The organism is Streptomyces sp. NPDC029138, from assembly GCF_055564375.1.
The window spans coordinates 1-20,242 of record NZ_JBVHWM010000093.1; the positions used below are offsets into that span (position 1 = coordinate 1).

Consider the following 20,242-nt stretch of genomic DNA (forward strand, 5'->3'; position numbering starts at 1 on the left):
TCCGGTCCGGCAGCAACGGCTCAATGCGTGCCCACTGGGCGTCAGTCAACGACACACCAGACCAACGATCCGATGATCTGAAGGAAACGGCCTAGGTGTTGAAGCCCTGCCCGAGGCAGCCGGCCGCCCCGATTGCGGCAACGGACTCGTAGACCATCGACATGCGGCCGTGGTCACCGGGCCCCCAGACCGGGCCGGGACGGATGATCATCGAGCGCGGGCCATCGACGCGGCGGCCACGACCGTGTCCAGGGCGGCCCTTCGGACTCCGCCACAGGCTCGACCGTGAACGCGTCGTGCCCGGCGAAGGCGTCCTGGCTCCGGCATGGGATCGGCCGGGGGTTCTGCGCGGCCCCCGTGCCCGGGGTGGGCTTCGGACGGACGCCGTTGCCGGAGAGGAAGACCAATGTCTTGCCGGTCCCAGCCATCGTCCGGGTCGCGTCCCGGACGATCACGGTCTTCTGTTCCGGAACGCCCTGGGCTGCGGAAATGGTTCGGTGCGCACGAGGCCAGTGACCGTGTGCCCGCTGCCGGCCAGGTGCCGGGCCAGGCAGTCGGCACCTCGGTGGTCTTGCCGTCGGTGAGGGTGACGCGGGCGCCCGGCATGCCGCCGTACTCGCCGATCCAGCGGGTGCAAGTCTCAGCTGTGAATACCGCTGATCAAGCGCTCATGGCCGCGCTCGGTAAAAGCGGATCACCGCTTGTGATTCAGTTCACCAGTATGCGGCTGGCTTATTCCGTATCGCACACTTTAGCCTCTTTGAACAGTATGCAAGCCTCATAAGTGATCTTCTCACACAACAGCCCCGTACGCGACGGGAGCGGGCCGGCCGGTACTCGGGTGGACGGCCGCTGTTTCCAGACACTTCAGAGCGTGTGAGGAAGATGCGGCGCATTCGTCGCCGGCATCCGTCAGAGGGCAATTCGAGCTCGGAAGGCAGAAGAAGTGAGCGAAGACGCCGTGTGGGTCCGAGGCGTGACAGGCATCCAGCTGCACCACGTCACCAACATCCAGGATGCTCGACGGTTTCTGGGCAATGCTGTCATGGCACTGAATGCTGCCCATGTGAGAACCGGCGACGCCAGGTTCTCCGGTCTCGCCGACCAGCTCAAGGGCATGGTCGCCGCAGCGCGTGACCTGGAGGGCGAGGCGCAGGAGAGGATGCACGAGCTGCACTCCGGGGACCCTGAGCGGTTCGTGCGCTGCCGGGAGGGCGAGGAGCCCTGGCCGGACGAGCTCCAGGCGGGCTTTGTGCCGCGTCATACGTGCCGCGACGAATGCCTCTACCACGACCATGGGGTGCTGGACGGCATTCTCCAGTGCACCTGCGGCCGACCGCCGTGCCGCGCGTGCGCGATCGTGGGCGCGCCCTGACGCCGATCCCCGAGGGCCGGGCTCGCGCGTGACCGTCGGCGTGCGGCCGCGACCCTGGGGGGCGGCGCATGTGCCGCCCCTTGGATGTCGGCCCCGTCCAGTGCGCGCTTTCGCTGCCTTTCTCCGGGAATTTCGGCGGCGCAGCTAGTTGAAGGCGGTACTGAATACGTTGTCCCGCCGACCAGGCCCGGCCGTGCATGCGCGGCCGGGTCTGCCTTTTTCATGGCGGGCGGTGCCCCGGCCCTTTGGTCTTTGACGCCGTCCGACCCCCTGCTCCCACTCTTTTCGGCGGGTGTGGCGAGCGCCCGCAGGGCAGCCCTCAACTCGGCTTGACACGCCGCCATCCGGGGGGTTGCCTTGAATAAGGACGGTACTTCTGCGGCGTCCCATCGGCTCCGGCTCGGTGTACGTCCAGGGCCGGAGGCGCGGCGGGGCGGAGACGTTTATGGCGACGTATGAATATTCCTGCAGCCGCTGTGGATCGTTCGATGTGAAGCTGCCGATCGGCACCGCGCCGACGCAGTGGAACTGCCCGCGGTGCGACGACACCGCGCGGCGTGTGTACTCCTCTCCGGCACTCGCCTCGACGCCGCCCGCGGTGGCGGCTCTGCGCGAGCGTTCGGAGAGATCCCGGGAGAACCCCGAGGTGGTCACGCGAGTCGCCAGGAACGCCACGCCGAGTCCCGCTCATCCGGCGCTCGCCCGGCTTCCCCGGCCCTGACAGGCAAGCAGGGCGGGCGCATACGCGTGCGTGTGCCTGCGGCCACGGCGCGAAACCGCGCGCACCAACTGTGGTCGGATGGACCGCATACGGGCGTGTCGCCGACGGGAGCGGAAACAGCGGGAGGTGTGTCCTCTTGGCCAACGTCGGACTTCTCTTCGTGGGCGCTGTGCTGTTCATGAACGGGTTGATGCTGCTGGGAAAGGTGGACAGCCGGGCAGCAGCCATATTCAACCTCTTCGTGGGGGGACTTCAGGTCCTCACACCCACATATCTCATCATCGCCGCAAATGACGATCCCAAGCGCATCATGCTGGCGTCGGGCATTTTCCTGTTCGGCTTCACCTACCTCTATGTAGGCATTGGTCTGCTCATGGGGCTGGACACGACCGGCGTGGGCTATTACTCGCTGTTCGTGGCCATCGTGGCCCTTGGCTATTCCTTCGTCAGTTTCCGGCTCGTGAACGACCAGCCATTCGGCGTGATATGGCTCTATTGGGCGTTCCTCTGGTTCTTCTTCTTCCTGCTGCTGGGGCTGAAGATCGAGGCGCTGACGACCTATGTGGGCTGGGTGACCGCGATCGAGGGCTGGGTGACCGGTGTCATCCCGGCTTTCCTGCTGCTGACCGGTTACTGGGTTCCGGAGAACTTCTCCGAGACGGCGATCGCGTTGGGCGCCTTCGGGGTACTGACCTTCGCCGCACTCTGGTTCGTACTCCGCCGCAGGGCTCCGCGCAGACCTGAGCAGGATTACGGCGCCTCGGGATATCCGGCCGGAAGCCATGGCTGACCCTCCTGGGGATGGGGCGGGAGGTGGTTGCTGAGACGCGAGCAGCAGGGTGACGGGCACTCGGGCCTCGGGCGCCATGCCACTCGGATCATCGGGAGCAACACGAGGAGTTGACATGCCTGACGTGATCTTCAGCGTCGATCAGTCCCGGTCGATGCGTGACCAGGAGGTGCCCGGACATAACAGGTGGCATCCGGACGTACCGACTGTTGCAATGGTGCGCCCGGGGGACGAGTTCCGCGTCGAATGCCGCGAGTGGACCGACGCGCAGATCGGCAACAACGATTCCGCCAACGATGTGCGTGACGTCGACCTCAAGCGGGCCCACATGCTCAGCGGGCCGATCGGTGTCGAAGGCGCGGAGCCGGGTGACCTGCTGATCGTGGACATCCTTGACCTCGGGCCGGTGCCGCAGCAGGTCGGGGACGCCCCCGGTCAGGGCTGGGGGTATACCGGCGTATTCGCCAAGGCCAACGGTGGAGGGTTCCTGACCGACTACTTCCCGGACGCCTACAAGGCGATATGGGAATTCCACGGGCAGGTGGCGACATCCAGGCACCTTCCCGGCGTCCGCTTCACCGGTATCACACACCCCGGCCTCTTCGGCACAGCGCCGTCCGCGGAGTTGCTGGAACGGTGGAACAGGCGAGAGCAGGCCCTGATCGACACCGACCCGGACCGTATCCCGCCTCTGGGGCTCACGCCCGACCCGGACCAGGCCCTCGGCGGTCAGGCGACAGGATCGGATGCCGAACGCATAGCCCAGGAAGGTGCGCGCACCGTGCCCGCACGGGAGAACGGAGGCAACCACGACATCAAGAACTTCACCCGTGGATCGCGCGTCTTCTACCCCGTCCACGTCAAGGACGCCAAGCTGTCGGGCGGTGATCTGCACTTCAGTCAGGGAGACGGTGAGATCACCTTCTGCGGCGCCATAGAGATGGGCGGTTACATCGACTTCCACGTCGATCTCATCAAGGGCGGCATGGAGAAGTACGGCATCACCACCAACCCCGTCTTCATGCCGGGGAACGTCGAGCCGCGATACACGGAGTTCATGTCCTTCATCGGGATCTCCGTGGACCACGACACCGACACCAACTACTACCTGGACGCGACGGTCGCCTACCGCCGTGCCTGTCTCAACGCCGTCGAGTACCTGAAGAGGTTCGGCTACACCGGAGAGCAGGCCTACCTGCTGCTCGGCGCGGCCCCCATCGAGGGACGCATCAGCGGAATCGTCGACATCCCGAACGCCTGCTGCTCCCTCTACCTGCCGACCGGAATCTTCGATTTCGATGTCCGCCCCACCTCGGAGGGACCGAAGGCCGCGGACCGCGGGCAGTGTGCGGTGTCCAGCTGAGCGAAAGGAGCCTGACGCGCTGCCGGCCCCCGCACGGCGACTCGCCGTGCGGGGGCCGCGCGTCTCCGTGTGCCTCCGCAGGCGCCTCGCCTGCTCAACGCCGGCCGGCCCGGCGCAAACGCTTGTTCGCCAACCGCAGCTTCCTCACGATCCCAGTATGCGGCCGGCGCACGTACATGGGCGGGACACCGGGAGCTGCTAGGGTGTCAGCGACGTAGATCGTGTATCGAGGAGTCGCAGACGTGGTGGGTGACGACGACATCTCCGGGTGAGATCCGGATCTGACGGCCACCGAACGCGCTGAAGAGCGCCGCCGAGGTGGCCCGTTTCGTCGTACCCATTTTCCGCACGTCTGCCCAGGGCAGAGGTCTCTCCCCTGCCCGCGATCCGTCCGAGGTCACCTCCATGTCCGACGTCGCCGTCGTCTGCTCGAACCTGTCCTTCGCCTGGCCCGACGACACCCCCGTCTTCCGCGACCTGTCCTTCACCGTGACCGCCGGCCGTACGGGCCTGGTCGCTCCCAACGGCTCCGGCAAGAGCACTCTGCTCAAGCTGATCGCCGGTGAACTGAAGCCCGCCGGCGGCTCGTTGTCGGTCAGCGGGACACTGGGCCATCTGCCGCAGAGCCTGCCCCTGACCGGTGACCTCACCGTCGCCGAGGTGCTCGGCATCGCCGACGTGATCCGCGCCCTGGACGCCGTCGAGTCCGGGGACGTGAGCGAGGAGCACTTCACCACCATCGGCGACGACTGGGACATCGAGGAGCGCACCCGCGCCCAGCTCGACCGCCTGGGTCTCGGCGACCTCACTCTGGACCGCAGCCTGAGCACGCTCAGCGGCGGTCAGGCCGTCTCGCTGGGCCTCGCCGCCCAGTTGCTGAAGCGCCCGGACGTGCTCCTGCTCGACGAGCCCACCAACAACCTCGACCTCCAGGCGCGGCACAAGCTCTACGACGTGCTCTCCGACTTCACCGGCTGCCTGCTGCTGGTCAGCCACGACCGCGCGCTGCTCGACCGCATGGAACGCATCGCCGAACTCGGCAGCGACGAACTGCGCTTCTTCGGCGGCAACTTCACCGAGTACGAAGAGGCCGTACGCGCCGAGCAGGAGGTCGCCGAGAGATACGTCCGCAACGCCGAGCAGGAACTGAAGCGGGAGAAGCGGGAGATGCAGCAGGCCCGCGAACGCGCCGAGCGCCGCGCGAGCAACGCCGCGCGCAATCTGAAGAACGCCGGTCTGCCCCGTATCTTCGCCGGCACCATGAAGCGCGGCGCACAGGAGTCCGCGGGCCGGGCCGGGCAGACGCACGCGGCCAGGGTCAGCGAGGCCAGGGCCCGCCTCGACGAGGCCGGACGCGCGCTGCGCGAGGAGCAGCGCCTCGCCCTGGAGCTGCCCGACACCCAGGTGCCCGCCGGGCGCAACGTGTTCACCGGCGAAGGAATGCAGGTACGCCACGGTGACCGGCCCGTGTTCGCCGACGGCGGGGTCGACCTGGCCGTCCGCGGCCCCGAGCGCATCGCGCTGACCGGGCCCAACGGCGCCGGCAAGACCACCCTGCTGAGGCTGGTCACCGGCGGCCTCGCCCCGGACAGCGGGGAGATCAAACGGAACGACGGACGCATCGCCTACCTTTCGCAACGCCTGGACCTGCTGGACCCCGACCGCACCGTGGCGCAGAACTTCGCCGCGTTCGCCCCGGAGCGGCCCGAGGCGGAGCGGATGAACCTGCTCGCCCGCTTCCTCTTCCGGGGCGCTCGGGCCCACCTGCCGGTCGGCGTCCTGTCCGGCGGCGAACGGCTGCGCGCCACCCTTGCCTGCGTGCTGTGCGCCGAGCCGGCCCCGCATCTGCTGTTGCTCGACGAGCCGACCAACAACCTCGACCTGGTCAGCGTGGGCCAGTTGGAGAGCGCGCTCAACTCCTACCAGGGCGCCTTCATCGTGGTCAGCCACGACGAGCGGTTCCTCGCCGAGATCGGGGTGAGCCGGTGGCTGCGGCTGGCCGACGGAGAGCTGCTGGAGACCGGAGCCCCCGCGGTGTGAACCGCCGGCGTGTGAAGTGGCCCGCGACGAGGCGGTGCGCCCCGCGGGCCGGCCACCGATCACGTTGGACGGATTCCTGTGCCTCAACCCGCTCTGCTCGCTCACGACCTCGTCCGTGTCCTGGGAGGCCGGCGTGTCCTCGACGGCGTCTCCCTGACCGCTTCTCCCGGCCACCGCATCGGCCTGATCGGGGAGAACGGTGTCGGCAAGTCCACCCTGCTGCGGGCGCTGGCCGGCGTGGACGAACCCGACACGGGGAGCGTCACGCGCCCCGGCGACCTCGGCTTCCTGCATCAGGAGATGCCCTTCGACGCCGGCTCGACCATCGCCGCGGTACTCGACGAGGCGCTGCGTGAGGCCCGTGAGGACCTCGCGGAACTCGAACGGCTCGGCGAGGAGCTGGCCCGCGTTCCGGAGGGGGGACCCGGGCCATGCGGAGCTCCTCGACGTCTACGGCAGGCGGCTGGAGCAGGCTCAGGACCGTGAGGCCTGGGACGCCGACCGCCGCGCGGCGCTGGTGCTGGACGGCCTGGGCCTCGGTGTCCTCGGGCACGACCGCACGCTCGGCTCGCTGTCCGGCGGGCAGCGCGGCCGGCTGGCGGTGGCCGCGCTGCTCGTACGCAGGCCGTCGGCGCTGCTGCTGGACGAGCCGACCAACCACCTCGACGACGGCGCCGCCGCGTTCCTGGAGGAGCAGGTCCGCGGCCTGCCCGGGACCGTGGTCGTCGCCAGTCACGACCGGGCGTTCCTGGACGCCGTCTGCACCGATCTGATCGACCTCGACCCCGCGGCGGACGGTCCGGTCCGCTACGGCGGCACCTACAGCGCCTATCTGGGCGAGAAGCGCGCCGAGCGGGAGCGCTGGGAGCGGCGGTACGCCGAGGAGCAGCAGGAACTGGAGGAACTGCGGCACTCGGCGGGCGTGACCGCGCACCGCCTCGCGCCCGACCGGGAGCGGCGCGACAGCGAGAAGATGGGCTACGGCCACCGGGCGGGCCGGGTGCAGAGCCAGATCTCCCGCCGGGTGCGCAACGCCACCCGGCGGCTGGACGAGCTGGAGCGCACCCGGGTCGCCGAGCCGCCCCGGCCCCTCAGGTTCGCGGTCGGGGAACTGGCCGCGTGTGCCCAGGAGGGCCCGCATCCCCTGGTGTCACTGCGTGACGTCTGGGTGCCGGGCCGGTTGGCGCTCGGCGGTCTGGAGGTGACGGCGACGGACCGGCTGCTGGTCACCGGCGGCAACGGGGCCGGCAAGTCGACGCTGCTCGCCGTGCTCGCCGGACGTCTCGCGGCCGAGGGCGAGGTGCGCAGGCGGCGCGGTCTTACGGTCGGGCTGCTCGCCCAGGACACCGCGTTCGGCCGGCCCGACCGCACGGCCCGCGCCCTCTACCAGCAGGCGCTGGGCCCCGAACGGGCCGAGAAGGTGCCGCTGACCTCGCTCGGTCTGATGCACGAGGCCGACTTGGACAAACCGGTCGGGCAGCTGTCCGTGGGGCGGCGCCGGAGGCTCGCGCTGGCCCTGCTGGTGGCCCGCCCGCCCCAGCTGCTGCTGCTCGACGAGCCCACCAACCACCTGTCCCCCACCCTGTGCGACGAGCTGGAGGCCGCGCTCGGCCCCGGTCCCGGCGCGATCGTCCTCGCGAGCCACGACCGCTGGTTGCGCAGGCGGTGGCAGGGCCGCGAACTCCGGCTGGGGCAGGGAGAGCCGCGGCGATCGTATCCATGACCTCCAGGCGCCCCTGGACGTGTCCGGCTTGCGGCCGCTGACCCCGGCGAGTAGATCAGCAGCGGGGCAAGGTCCTGGTCGACCGCCGAACAGCTGCCGCGCGGCGTGCGCAGCCGGCCGTCGGATACTCGCCCACGTCAATCCCTGGCAGACCACCACGACCTGGCCGTACGTGCCATCGCCTCCAGCCGCGCACCCTGCTCTCGCTCGGCGGCCGACAGCACAGCGGGGGTCGTCGAGGAAGCGCCGCAGCAGCTTCTCGCGCGCCGCAGTCCGATCGCGCATGGCCACCAGGTCCGAGTGGGCGGCGGTCATGATGCCTGGAACTCGCGATCGGAGTACCCCGGCCGCACGGCCTGCTGGGCGATGGTGTCGGATTCCTGCCGGACAGGAGGCTGGGGGTGTTGGTTGGCTGGCCGCATGATCACAGCGCACCTGGACAAGGCCCTGCTCTTCCGCTCCCTGCACAATCCCGCACGTCCCCTCGCGCTCGCCAACGCCTGGGACGTAGCCAGTGCCCGTGTCATCGAGGCCGCAGGAGCACCCGCGATCGCCACCACCAGTGCCGGGATCGCCTGGTCGCTCGGCCGTCCGGACGGGGAGACCCTCTCTCCCGACCAGGTGGTGGACCTGATCATCCGCATCGTCGCGGCGGTCGACGTACCGGTCACCGCCGACATCGAGGGCGGATACGGGCAGGACGCGGCCGGCGTCGCCGAGACCGTTACACGGGTGCTGGAAGCAGGTGCCGTGGGCGTCAACATCGAGGACGGCACCCGGCCTCCGGCCGAACTCGGGGCACGGCTGGCGGCGGCCCGGGTCGCGGCGGAACGAGCGGGCGTGCCCCTCTTCATCAACGCCCGTACCGACACGTACCTGTTCGGCCTCGGCGACCCCGCCACCCGGCTGAAGGACACCCTGGAGCGGGCGCGCGGGTACGTGGACGCCGGTGCCGACGGCATCTTCGTGCCCGGCGTCACCGACCCCGCCACCATCAGGGAACTGGCTGCGGGCATCTCCGTACCGCTGAACGTCATGGCCGGCCCCGGAGCACCCGCCGTCGCCGAACTGGGCGCCCTCGGCGTCGCCCGCGTCAGCCTCGGCTCGGGCGTCGCCCAGACCGCCTACACCGCCACCCGCCACGCCGCGCAGCGGCTGTACGACACCGGCGACTATCAGCCGCTCGCCGATGCCATTCCCTTCCCGGAGCTCAACGGCCTGTTCCCCGACCCGCGGTGAACGTAAGGCTCGCCACGCCGCACCAAGTCACAAACGCTCTCCCTCCTCGCCTACGTAGCCATAGGGAGGAACTCGCGGGGCCCGTGGTCTGTCCGAAGCCGGTCAGGGCCCGTCGGCGGCCCAGCGCGGCGGCTCGGCGGCCCACCAGCGCCGCATCCAGTGTGGGCGGCAGTAGCAGCGTGGGCGGGAGACAGGGTTCTCGGCACCCTCACGTCCGGTCCGGTGCGACCTGGCGGCATGCGACCTTGGTCAGGACTCCCGGCCCTGGGCGAGCTGGCGGTGGAGGCTCCCTGTGAGGTGCTCCGCCATGGCTTCCGCAGCGCGATCGGGCTTGCGGCGCAGTATCGCGCGTACGACGCGTTCGTGTTCCGCCAGCGTCGGGTCGTCGGCGTTCCTGATACTTCTGATGCGGAAGACATGCAGATGGGAGTGGAGCCGCTCCACCGCGTCGGCCAGCAGCGGACGTTGCGAGGCCATCGCGATCGTGTCGTGAAAGCGCTGGTCCAGTGCGGCGAAGCCGCGGTAGTCCGCGTACCGCCCCGTCGGCCCCGGATGGGTCTGCATCTCCTCCACAAGCCGCTCGATGGCGTCGAGTTGCTCCTCGGTGGCATGGACGGCGGCGAGTGCTGCCGCTCTGGGTTCCAGGAGGAGCCGCATTTCGAAGAGCTGCTCAAGGCCCTCGCGCGTCAGCAGCTCTGTCGCCCGGTACCCGGAGAGCGACCTCTTGACCACGAGCCCGTCGGACTCCAGCCTGGCCAGCGCCTCACGGACGGGTGTGGGCGAGACTCCGAGAGCACGCGACAGCGCTTCGATCCCCACGCGCGCACCAGGAGCGATCTCATGATCCATGACCATGGCTTTGATCTGCTCGTAGACGCTGTCCGAAAGAACCTGCCGACCAGTACCGGCGGATTGGCCTCTTCCAGACTCCGGGGCCCTGGCAGAGGAACTGTCATGCTGTGGCATCCGTTCTCCTGCTCCTGATGCTCCAGGTTGTCGGGACGAATGCAGTTTACCGAGGTGAGGGCGTTGTCCGGCGGCACGCTCTGGCCGCGGGACCAACACCTGCTCGGGGCGGACCCGGACGACCTGTGCCACGCGCTTCATTCCGCTTCCCTTGCCGCGGTCACCGCCGGGAGCGCACGGTCGTGGATGACGCGGATGATCCGGCCGCTCATCCGTGCGTAGTCGCCATCGTTGTCGACCTCGCCGCGGAGGCGATGGTCGGCCATGACGAGGACACGGTCCGCCAGCGTGATCATCTCGGTGAGGTCACTGCTGATCAGCAGGATCGGCAGACCCCCGCGGGCCAGCTCCCAGAGGAGTTGGTGGAAGCCGTGCTTGGTGCGTACGTCGACGCCCACGGTCGGCTCGTCGACGATCAGCAGCCGGGTGTCGGCCGCGAGCCACTTCGCCAGACTCACCTTCTGCTGGTTGCCGCCGGACAGTTCACCAGCATTCTGCTCAAGACCGGCGACGCGAATGCCGAGGCGGTCGACCAAGTCCTGCGCCACCTTCCGCTCCTCGGAGGTGGAGACGAACCCGAGGGCCTTGGCCAGCCTCTTCCACACGGTGACCGTGATGTTCCGGTGGATGGGCTGTTCGAGGAAGACACCCTCTTCCTTGCGGTTCTCCGTCAGGTAGCCGATGCCGAACTCGTGCAGCGCCTGGCGGGGCGAAGCGATCCGGGCCGGCTTGCCGTGCATCCTGATCTCACCGGCGGTGATCCGGTCGAGGCCCAGTACGGCCTTGACCAGTTCGCTGCGCCCGGCACCGACGAGGCCGTAGAGGCCGACGATCTCACCGGGCCGCACCTCCAGGGAGATGTCCTGGTGGCCGTCGGCGGTGGAGATTCCGTCGAGCGCGAGGACCGGTGCCGCTCCACGGTCCGGGGTGCGTGGCCGCATCTCGGTCGCCGTGTGCGCGCGTCCCACCATCAGGTTCACGATGTCGTCGTGGGTGTGTCCGGAGAGCGGAGCGGACTCCAGCACGGACCTGCCGTCGCGCAGCACGGTGACGGTGTCGCAGATCGCGAAGACCTCTTCCAGCTTGTGGCTGACGAAGACGACGCACGTGCCACGGGCCGTCAGCCGTCGGACGACGTCGAAGAGGCGGTCGGCCTCCCGCGGGGACAACGAGGCGGTCGGTTCGTCGAGCAACAGCACCCGGCTCTCGGTGTAGAGCGCTTTGGCGATCTCCACCAACTGCTGCTGGGCCACCGACAGTTCGCGCACCGGCCGGAGCGGGTCCAGGTCCAGGCCCAGCTCGGCCAGGCAGCGCAGGGCGGGCGCGCTCATGGCCCTGCGGTCGACGAACCCATGGCGCGAAGGAGGGCTCTGGAGCGTGATGTTCTCCGCCACCGAGAAGTCGGGTATGAGGTTCCGTTCCTGGTGGACGACGCCGATGCCGGTCCGGGCGGCCTCCAGCGGCGAGCGCAGGCGGACCTCTTCGCCACGCCAGGTGAGCCGGCCGCCGTCGGGCGGGTGAACGCCGGTCAGGACCTTGATGAGGGTGGACTTCCCCGCGCCGTTCTCGCCCAGCAGCGCGTGCACGGACCCGGCCTTCAGACGCAATCCGACGCCGTCCAGGGCCCGTACTCCGGGGAAGACCTTGACGATCCCCTGGCCTTCGAGAAGGACGTCGCTCACTGTCCGCCTCCCGCGTTCGGCAGGGCGGCGTCGACGTTCGGTTCTCGGCCGACCGGTACCGGCGGGGTACGCCCGTGCGCCTTCCCCCTCTTTTCCATATGTGTCTGGTGGACGCGGCTGCCGACCACCGTGCCGAGCACGACCACGCCGATGAGGAAGTTCACCCAGCTCGGGTCGAGCGAGAACTGGGCGCGCGCGGCGTCGATGAGCCGCATGACGAACGCCGCCAGCACCGTGCCGAACACCGCGACGGAGCCGCCGCTGAGCCCGACACCTCCGATGATCGGTGCGGCGAAGCTCGGCAGCAGCCAGTCTCCGCCCACGCTGCGGTTGACGCCGGGCAGTGACGCCGTCGCGGTCACGGCGGCGACGCCGACCAGGAAACCGGACAGGGTGTGCGCGAGCACGATCTGCCGGTCGGTGGAGATGCCTGACAGCCTCGCCGCCAGCGGGTTCCCGCCTGCCGCGAGGAGTCGTCGGCCGGCGGTCGCGCGGTACATGAACACGGCCAGCAGGGCAGCCGCGGCGAGTGCGGTGAGGAACACCAGCGGGAGGTTCAGCGGGGCCGCCCGGCCGAGGTCCTTGAGGGCCGGCGAATAGCCGTCGATGGTGCGTGTGCCGGCCAGCCGGTACTGCACCCCCAGCAGGATGGTCATCACCCCCAGCGTGACGATGAAGCCGTTGATCCGCGTGGCCACGATGACGACACCGGTCACCAGTCCGGCCAGCATCGCCGTGAGGACGCCGGCCGCTACCGCGAGCGGTGCAGGGACGCCGCCGTCGGCCATCAGGACACCCATCAGACAGGCCGTACAGCCCCCCAGGGCACCGACGGCGAGGTTGAGCTGCCCGACGCACAGAGCGACCATCTGGGCCAGCCCGATGAGGACCGGCGTGGCCAGGTACTGGAGGAAGGTCCGTACCGACGGACCGTGGAAGAACTCGCCCGAGGAGGCGACCCCGAGCGCCAGGTATCCGCCCAGCGTCACGCACAGCAGCGTCATGGTCGTGGAGCGGGAGAAACGGCGCAGGACCGCGCCGGTCCGGGCGCCGCGCTCATTGATCGTGATCACGTGGACCGCACCACCTTGCGATAGGACACGACGGCGCGCACCCGGTCGGCCGACAGGGCCAGCAGGAGGACGCAGCCGAGGTAGATGTTCAGGCTCTCCAGGCCGACGCCGATCAGATCCAGGCCCTTTCGGATGACCGCGACGAGGGAGGTGCCCAGCAGCGCTCCGAGTACGGAGACGACCCCGCCGGTGAGAAGGGTGCCGCCGAGAACGGCGCCGAGGAACGAGGGAAGCATGAAGTCGTCGCCGATGGAGGCGCGGAACGTGCCGGTGCTGACAGCGGCCATGAATCCGGCGAGCGCGGCGAGCAGTCCGGACAGGCTGTGCGCGAGGATCACACGGCGACCCGTGGGGATGCCCGACAACTCCGCCGCCGCCGGGTTGGCCCCCGTCAGCAGCAGCTCCCGGCCCATGCGGGTGCGGGTGTACAGGAAACCGAGGCCGCCCAGTGCCAGCACCGTGAACTGCGCGATCTGCGGCACGGCCGGGGATCCGCAGACGCGACCGACGCAGATGTCGGCGAGCGAGGTGGAGCGCAGGTCCAGGAGCCCGCTCGGCCGCGTGGTGAAGGCCGCGTTCTCGGTCAGCGCCGAGTAGAGCAGGGAGACCAGGCCCATCAGCGCGAAGTCCATGGCCAGGGTGACCACGAAGGAGCTGACCCCGGTCCGGGCGATGATCCAGCCCGTCAGGGCGCCGATAACGGCTCCGGCGAACAGGGAGGCGAGAAGGCCGAGTTGGAGGGGGAAATGGAGCCGGTCGTAGCCGAGGCCCGCGAAGAGAGCCCCGAAGGCCGCCATCCGGCCGACGGCGAGGTTCATGTGCCCCACGGAGAGGACGGCCATCTGGGCGAGCGCCACGACGGTCAGCGTCGAGATGTCCCGCAACAGGGGGAACAGCACGAGCCGCTGATCGAGGAACGCCGGTCGCAGGACGCCGAACAGCGCTGCGAGAGCGACGGTGAGCACCAGGAGACCGAGCCGCTGGTCCACCCAGAACGGCAGCCGCCGCGGGGTTCGATGTACACCGGCCGTCTCGTCGGCCTCGTGCTCCGGTGTCGTGACGGGTGTCCTCATGCCACCCTCCTGTTGTCGATGGCGTCCATGTCCCAGTCGATGCCGATACCGGGAACGTCCGGTGCCACCGCCAGTCCGTCACGGATCGTCAGGTCGCTGCGGGTCACCGCTCCCAACTGCGGGATGTACTCGACGAACATGCCGTTGGGCACCGCGGCGGCCAGGCTGACGTGGAGTTCCATCAGGAAGTGCGGGCAGACCATGGCGTTGTGGCTCTCCGCTGTGTGCGCGACCTTCAGCCACGGCGTGATGCCGCCGACGCGCGCGGCGTCGACCTGTACGACAGAGGCGGCGCCCGACTCCAGATACGTGCGGAACTGCATGGCGGAGTACAGGGATTCACCGACGGCGACGGGGATTCTCGTCGCTGCCGCCAGGCGGGCGTGTCCGCTGACGTCGTCGGCGGGAAGAGGCTCCTCCAGCCAGTACGGCCCGTAGGGCTCAAGGGCGGCCGCGAGGTGGAGGGCCGAGGAGATGGTCTGTGACTGGTTGGCGTCGGTCATGATGTGCATCGACGGGCCGACCGCCTCGCGGACGGCCCGCAGCCGCTCAGCGTCCTCGGCCACGTGCGGCTTTCCCACCTTGATCTTGACGCCCGCCCATCCGGCCTTCTGGGCCTCGCGTGCCGAACGGACCAGGTCGTCGGTGCTCAGGTGGAGCCATCCGCCCTCGGTGTCGTAGAGCGGGACCTCCTGGCGGTGGCCGCCGGCCAGCCGCCACAGCGGTTCACCGGCGCGCTTGCACCGCAGGTCCCACAGGGCTGTGTCCACGGCGGCGAGGGCCAGGGAGGTGATGGCTCCCGTGGTGGTGGCCCGTGTCGTGGCGAACAGCCGCTGCCACAACGCCTCGACGTTACGGGCATCCGCTCCGGCGAGGAGAGGCAGCAGGTGCTCCCGGAGCAGGGCCAGGACGGACGATCCGCCGGTGCCGATCGTGTAGGCGTAGCCGGTGCCCGCGAGGCCGTCCCTGGTGGTGATCTCGACGAGGATCGTCTCCTGCTTGACGAAGGCCTGCACGGCGTCCGTTCGGTCCTTCTCCACCGCGATGTCGGCGAGCAGCGCGGTCGCGGTCGTGATGATGGTCATCGGGCGAGGTCCGCTTCCGTAGGGCCGTCGTGGTCACCCGCAGACGAGGAACGTGTCCGCGAACTGTTTCTTGAGCTGCTGGGTCTTCGCCTTCCTGGCCGAGTCGTAGGTGTCCGCGTCGGCTTTGGTGACCACGAACGAACCGGAGTCGATGGTCTGGCCCGGGTGGCGCATGGTGCACTGCTTCGTCTGCAACAGCGCCAGCGCCCAGGTCCCCACCTCAACCTGTCCCACGGGGTTCTGCACCACGGTGGCGGCGACCGAGCCGTCCTTGATCGCGGCGAGGATCTTGGCGTCGTCGTCGATGGCGACGACCTTGACCCCGGACCCGGAACTGTTGACCGCGTCGGCGGCGGCGACGGCGGGGTTGTAGGCGGTGGTGACGATGCCCTGGATCTGGTTGCCCTTGGCCGCGAGCAGGTCGGAGACCGCCTTCTGCGCGGTCTGGAGGTCCTTGTCGACGTCGGTGACGGTCTGGAGCAGCCGGACCTTGCCACCGGACTCCTTCACCGCCTTGGCCACGCCCTTGATGCGCAGCTGCGTGTTGGCGTCCACGTTGTTGCCGGTGAGGTGAACGAGCGTGCCCTTGCCGCCCATTGCGTCGATCGCGGCCTCGGCCGCCTTGTAGGCGGCGACCTCCACGTCCGTGGACAGGCAGAAGTCGGCCTCGTCCGTGGGGGCGGCCGGGCAGGAGGCGAGCGAGGCCACGGCGAAACCTTGCGACTTCAGGTCCGCGAAGGTGGTGTTGATGTCGGTGGGCGACACCCCGAAGATCCCGAACGCGTTGTATCCGCGGGCCGCGAGTGTCGAGACCAGGTTGTCCTGCTTCTGCTGGTCCCACTCGGAGGTCTCGTCGAAGGTGACGTCCCCGAGGCCGTACTCGTTCTTCGCGGCGGCGCCCGCCGCCTTCCAGGGCTGGAAGTACGGGTGGGCGCCGCCGGGCACGAGGGCCACCTTGGTGCCCGACCCGTCGGTCAACTGGGCGGTGCCCGTCCCGGACTTGCCGGATGCCGGGGCCCGGGTGCCGGACTGGACGCCGGAGTTCTTGATGGTGCAGGCCGCCGGGGCCGCCATGAGCACGGCGGCGGCAACCCCTGAGACGACGGAACGGGTCGGGGGACGCATCTCCACCACTCCCCAGAATCAAATAGGAAATCGGTAGGGCGATGCTTGGCCACCCAGCACCGCCCGTCAACCCCTCGAACCGCACGAGCGATGCCGATCTGTCGGTACTGCCAGCTCACCACGCCGTGCAACGGGGAGTTCGACATGACGAAGAGGCGTGCGGACCCAGCCGGGCAGATCCATCGATCGGCCTCCTGCGCCTCCGATCGAGCCAAAATCGTATAGGAAAGATGAAGCGAGGGGCGCGCCCCCGCCCTGCCTTGAAACGGCCGGGATGCTGCTGGCGTCACAGGATCAAGCCCTTGGATCCACCGTCAACATCCGTCCATGGCCTCCCTTTCAGAGGTGCAGCACCCATCCAGTAAGCACTTCTGAAAAAGTATGGTTTTTTCATTGACAGCGGAAAAGAGTCAGCCCTAGGTTTTCGGCCATGCGCCCGACCTCCCCCCGTGAGTCGGTCCCCACCATGACTCCGGCCGCTTCCCTGGTCTTCACCACACTGCTCTCCCACGGTCCGCTCACCCGGGCCGAGGTCGCGCGGCGCACCAGCCTCTCTGCGGCCGCCGTCACCAAGGCGGTTCGTCCGCTGATGGAACTCGGCTATCTGGTCGAGGGTGTGGACGAAGAGGCACGGCCCGCAGTGGGACGCCCGGCCAACCTGGTGTGGGTGGACGGGGGGAGGGCGCTGTTCATCGGGATCAAGGTGACAGGCGACGAGATCATCGCCGTACTGGCCGACCTGTGTTGTCGTATCCGGATGTCCCGGCACGTACGCCTCACGGGCCGCGCGCCGGAGGCGGTGCTCCCCACCATCACCGCGCTGGTACAGGAGTTGCTCACCGAGGCCGTCGGATTCGGCGTACAGGTGCGGGGGCTGGGCATCGCGATCTCGGGGGACGTGGACCGGGCGGACGGTGTGGTCCGCTACTCGCCCTTCCTGGAGTGGCGAGACGTACCGCTCGCCGAACTCACCACGGTCGCGACCGGGCTGCCGGTCACGGTCGACAACGACGTCCGGGCGCTCACGGTCGCCGAGCACTGGTTCGGGGCCGGAGTCGGACTCTCGGACTTCGCCCTGGTGACCGTGGGCGCCGGCATCGGCTGTGGCCTGGTGGTGAACGGACGGGTGGTGTCGGGCGCGCACGGCGTGGCCGGCGAGATCGGACATCTGTCCCTCGACCCACTCGGCCCGCCGTGCCACTGCGGCAACCGGGGGTGCGTGGAGGCGATCGCGGCGGACCCCGCGATACTCCGCGCGGTGCGCGCGGCCACGGGCAAGCAGGTGTCCGATGCCGCCGAGGCGCTGGATCTGGCCCACCGCGAGGACCCCGGTGTCCGAGCGGTCTACGCACGGGCCGGGGAAGCCATCGGCAAGGCGATCGGCTCCCTGGTGAACATCCTCGGTCCCGAGCGGGTGATCATCTCCGGGGAGGGCCTGGCCGCCTACGATCTCTTCGCCGAGGGCATCCGGGAGGCGTTCGCCGCGTCCGCCTTCGGGACCGCTGCGCGGTGTGACGTGGTGACGCGTCCTCTGCCCTTCGAGGAGTGGGCGCGCGGGGCCGCGGCCACCGCGATCCAGTCCTTCATGCAGTCGGACACGTACGAGGAGCAGCCATGACGCTGCAAAGCCGCGGCCCGTAGACCGCCGACGGGGCGGGCCGCCGAACGCTGCCCCGGGCGTTGTCCGATGCCGGGGCCGCCACGCGCCTGACCCTGCCCGCTCTCGCCGTCGGCGGCGCAGGGTCCGTCCGGCCGGAAGACGGTGCCCATCCCCACGTTCGTCGCGGCAGCTGCTCTCCTGACCGCGATCCCCGCGCTCCTGGTGTACCGCACGCTTCAGCGACAGTGCACCAGCGGCCTCACCTACGGCTCGGGCACGAGCCGAGCCGCCGACCGAAGCCATGGCAGCCGGCCACTCGACCGGTTCACCCCGGCGTCCTGCCCGGCACACCGCCGGTCCCCCACCGGGCACCACCGCACGATTCCGCTCACCCACCACCAGGAGGCGACCCATGCGGTCATCCCCGTACCCAGCCCTGCGCGCAAACCTCCCCGGCTTCCCGCGCCGTACCCTCAGAGCGACCCTGGTCCTGGCCGTCACGGCCGGACTCGCCACAGCGGTCCCGGCCGTCGATCAGGCCATGGCCGCCACGGCGAAGTCCGCGACCGCGGCCGTCACTTCCGCTTCGGCGACGGCTGACGCGACTTCAGGCCTCGCGGCCAAGCCGTACATGGGCTGGTCCAGTTGGAGCATGCAGTCCTCCCAGTATCCGGGGCTGAATCCGAACGGCAGCTACAGCTACCTCACAGAAGCCAACGTGCTGAAGCAGACGGACGCCCTGGCCACCACGCTGAAGAAGTACGGCTACGAGTACGTCAACATCGACGCCGGCTGGTGGATGGACCAGAACTGGACGCCCGAGTTCGACCAGTACGGCCGGCAGACACCCGACCCGACCCGGTTCCCGAGCGGCATGAAGTCCGTCGCCGACCACATCCACTCCAAGGGCCTCAAGGCCGGCATCTACCTGCCCGTCGGCCTGGAGAAGGGCGCGTACGGCGACGGCAAGCTGCCGATCCACAACGCCCCCGGCTGCACCACCGCGGATGTCGTCTACCCCGACCTGCGCACCACCAACGGCTGGGACAGCGCCTACAAGCTGAACTTCGACAACCCCTGCGCGCAGAAGTACATCGACTCGCAGGCGCAGATGCTCGCGGACTGGGGCTACGACTTCCTGAAGCTCGACGGGGTGGGTCCCGGCTCGTTCAAGTCCGGCGACAACTACGACAACGTGCCGGACGTCGCCGCCTGGCACAAGGCCATCGGTGACACCGGGCGCCCGATGCACCTGGAGCTGTCCTGGTCGCTCGACATCGGCCACGCCTCCGACTGGAAGAAGTACTCCAACGGCTGGCGTATCGACACCGACGTGGAGTGCTACTGCAAGACCCTGGTCACCTGGGAGAACTCGGTCAACGACCGATGGAACGACGCCCCCGCGTGGAGCGGCAAGGCAGGTCCGGGCGGCTGGAACGACCTCGACGCGATCGACGTCGGCAACGGGGAGATGGACGGCCTCACTCCTGCCGAGCGGCAGAGCTACATGACCCTCTGGGCCATCAGCAAGTCGCCTCTGTTCACCGGTGACGACCTCACCAGACTGGACAGCTACGGCCTCTCCCTGCTGACCAACCAGGAGGTCATCGCCGTCGACCAGAACGACTCACCCGTCGCACGCCCCGTCACCCCGATGGGCGACCAGCAGGTCTGGGGAACCAAGAACTCCGACGGCAGTCACACCGTCGCCCTGTTCAACCTCGGCGACTCGCCGGCCTCCGTCACCGCCGACTGGGCGTCGTTCGGCTTCACCGGCGCGGCCTCCGTACGCGACCTGTGGAACCACCAGAACCTCGGGACGTACAAGAACAAAATCACCGCGACACTGCCCGCACACGGCTCACGGCTGTTCACCGTCAAGCCCGGCGGCACTCCGCTGGCAACCACCCGCTACGAGGCCGAGTCCGGGAACAACACCCTGACCGGGAACGCCTCCGTCGCCTCATGCGACTCCTGCTCCGGCGACAAGAAGGTCGGCAACCTCTACCTCGACAGCAGGCTCCAGTTCAACGACATCACGGTGAAGAAGGACGGCATCTACACCATCAACGTCGCCTACGTCAGCGGCGATCCCCGATCGGTGACCGTCTACTCCAACAGCGGCAACGGCACCCGTCTGAAGTTCCCCTCCACGGGTGACTGGAGCACGGTCGACACCGTCAGCGTCCAGTTGTCCCTGAAGGCGGGCTCCAACACCATCACGTTCGACAGCGGCTGGGACTACTCCCCTGACATCGACAGGATCGACGTCCCCAAGACCGCCTGACCCCACCCGTGGGCCCCGGTCCCACCTCCGGCCTACCCGCCTCGCACAACGCCCGACGGCCCAGCGTCCGTCGTTCCCGCATGCGCCGTTCCCCGGACAT

14 protein-coding genes and 1 pseudogene are annotated in these 20,242 nt (G+C 69.1%); 9 read left to right on the forward strand and 6 right to left on the reverse strand.

Going from position 1 to position 20,242, the window contains the following annotated elements; translation table 11 throughout:
- The first annotated feature begins 946 nt into the window (after positions 1–946).
- The 7 genes and pseudogenes from ACZ4WH_RS40425 (at position 947) to ACZ4WH_RS40455 (ending at position 9,251) form a co-directional block, all read left to right on the forward strand.
- On the forward strand, positions 947–1,375 hold the full coding sequence (locus tag ACZ4WH_RS40425; RefSeq protein ID WP_468190429.1) for a hypothetical protein: 429 nt from the start codon (positions 947–949) through the stop codon (positions 1,373–1,375).
- 445 nt (positions 1,376–1,820) lie between these two features.
- Positions 1,821–2,096 carry an FmdB family zinc ribbon protein gene (locus tag ACZ4WH_RS40430; protein ID WP_468190431.1) on the forward strand — a complete coding sequence of 92 codons (276 nt, stop codon included), beginning with the start codon at positions 1,821–1,823 and terminating at the stop codon, positions 2,094–2,096.
- A gap of 136 nt (positions 2,097–2,232) precedes the next feature.
- Positions 2,233–2,886: an AmiS/UreI family transporter gene (locus tag ACZ4WH_RS40435; RefSeq protein WP_468190433.1), complete on the forward strand. Its 654-nt coding sequence runs from the start codon at positions 2,233–2,235 to the stop codon at positions 2,884–2,886.
- 115 nt (positions 2,887–3,001) lie between these two features.
- Complete coding sequence (gene fmdA / locus ACZ4WH_RS40440) at positions 3,002–4,249, forward strand: formamidase (RefSeq protein WP_468190435.1); 1,248 nt, start codon at positions 3,002–3,004, stop codon at positions 4,247–4,249.
- Positions 4,250–4,654: 405 nt separating this feature from the next.
- Positions 4,655–6,289 carry a ribosomal protection-like ABC-F family protein gene (gene abc-f / locus ACZ4WH_RS40445; protein WP_468190437.1) on the forward strand — a complete coding sequence of 545 codons (1,635 nt, stop codon included), beginning with the start codon at positions 4,655–4,657 and terminating at the stop codon, positions 6,287–6,289.
- 78 nt (positions 6,290–6,367) lie between these two features.
- Positions 6,368–8,012 (forward strand): annotated as a pseudogene (locus tag ACZ4WH_RS40450) (ABC-F family ATP-binding cassette domain-containing protein).
- 420 nt (positions 8,013–8,432) lie between these two features.
- A complete protein-coding gene (locus ACZ4WH_RS40455; RefSeq protein ID WP_468190438.1) occupies positions 8,433–9,251 on the forward strand; it encodes an isocitrate lyase/PEP mutase family protein in 819 nt (272 codons plus the stop codon).
- A 249-nt stretch (positions 9,252–9,500) separates the two neighbouring features.
- Here ACZ4WH_RS40455 and ACZ4WH_RS40460 read toward each other — a convergent pair whose 3' ends face one another.
- The 6 genes from ACZ4WH_RS40460 to ACZ4WH_RS40485 all read right to left on the reverse strand — a co-directional run bounded on the left by ACZ4WH_RS40460 (position 9,501) and on the right by ACZ4WH_RS40485 (position 16,255).
- Positions 9,501–10,217, reverse strand: coding sequence for a GntR family transcriptional regulator (locus ACZ4WH_RS40460; RefSeq protein ID WP_468190440.1), 717 nt, complete (start codon positions 10,215–10,217; stop codon positions 9,501–9,503).
- 137 nt (positions 10,218–10,354) lie between these two features.
- Positions 10,355–11,899, reverse strand: a complete 1,545-nt coding sequence (locus tag ACZ4WH_RS40465; protein WP_468190442.1) for a sugar ABC transporter ATP-binding protein — start codon at positions 11,897–11,899, stop codon at positions 10,355–10,357.
- Positions 11,896–12,972, reverse strand: coding sequence for an ABC transporter permease (locus ACZ4WH_RS40470; protein ID WP_468190443.1), 1,077 nt, complete (start codon positions 12,970–12,972; stop codon positions 11,896–11,898). The genes ACZ4WH_RS40465 and ACZ4WH_RS40470 overlap by 4 nt, the downstream gene beginning before the upstream one ends.
- Positions 12,969–14,045, reverse strand: a complete 1,077-nt coding sequence (locus ACZ4WH_RS40475; protein ID WP_468190445.1) for an ABC transporter permease — start codon at positions 14,043–14,045, stop codon at positions 12,969–12,971. Before ACZ4WH_RS40475 ends, ACZ4WH_RS40470 begins: the two co-directional genes overlap by 4 nt.
- Positions 14,042–15,130: a mandelate racemase/muconate lactonizing enzyme family protein gene (locus ACZ4WH_RS40480; RefSeq protein WP_468190447.1), complete on the reverse strand. Its 1,089-nt coding sequence runs from the start codon at positions 15,128–15,130 to the stop codon at positions 14,042–14,044. Before ACZ4WH_RS40480 ends, ACZ4WH_RS40475 begins: the two co-directional genes overlap by 4 nt.
- 33 nt (positions 15,131–15,163) lie before the next feature.
- The gene (locus ACZ4WH_RS40485; RefSeq protein WP_468190449.1) at positions 15,164–16,255 is read right to left on the reverse strand and encodes a substrate-binding domain-containing protein; all 1,092 of its coding nucleotides are present in this window, start codon (positions 16,253–16,255) and stop codon (positions 15,164–15,166) included.
- Between the two features lie 430 nt (positions 16,256–16,685).
- On the opposite strand from ACZ4WH_RS40485, the gene ACZ4WH_RS40490 reads away from it, so the two are divergent.
- Entirely contained in the window at positions 16,686–17,873 is a 1,188-nt protein-coding gene (locus ACZ4WH_RS40490; protein ID WP_468190451.1) for an ROK family protein, read from the forward strand.
- Between the two features lie 394 nt (positions 17,874–18,267).
- Positions 18,268–20,142: an alpha-galactosidase D gene (locus ACZ4WH_RS40495; protein ID WP_468190453.1), complete on the forward strand. Its 1,875-nt coding sequence runs from the start codon at positions 18,268–18,270 to the stop codon at positions 20,140–20,142.
- Positions 20,143–20,242: the final 100 nt, after the last annotated feature.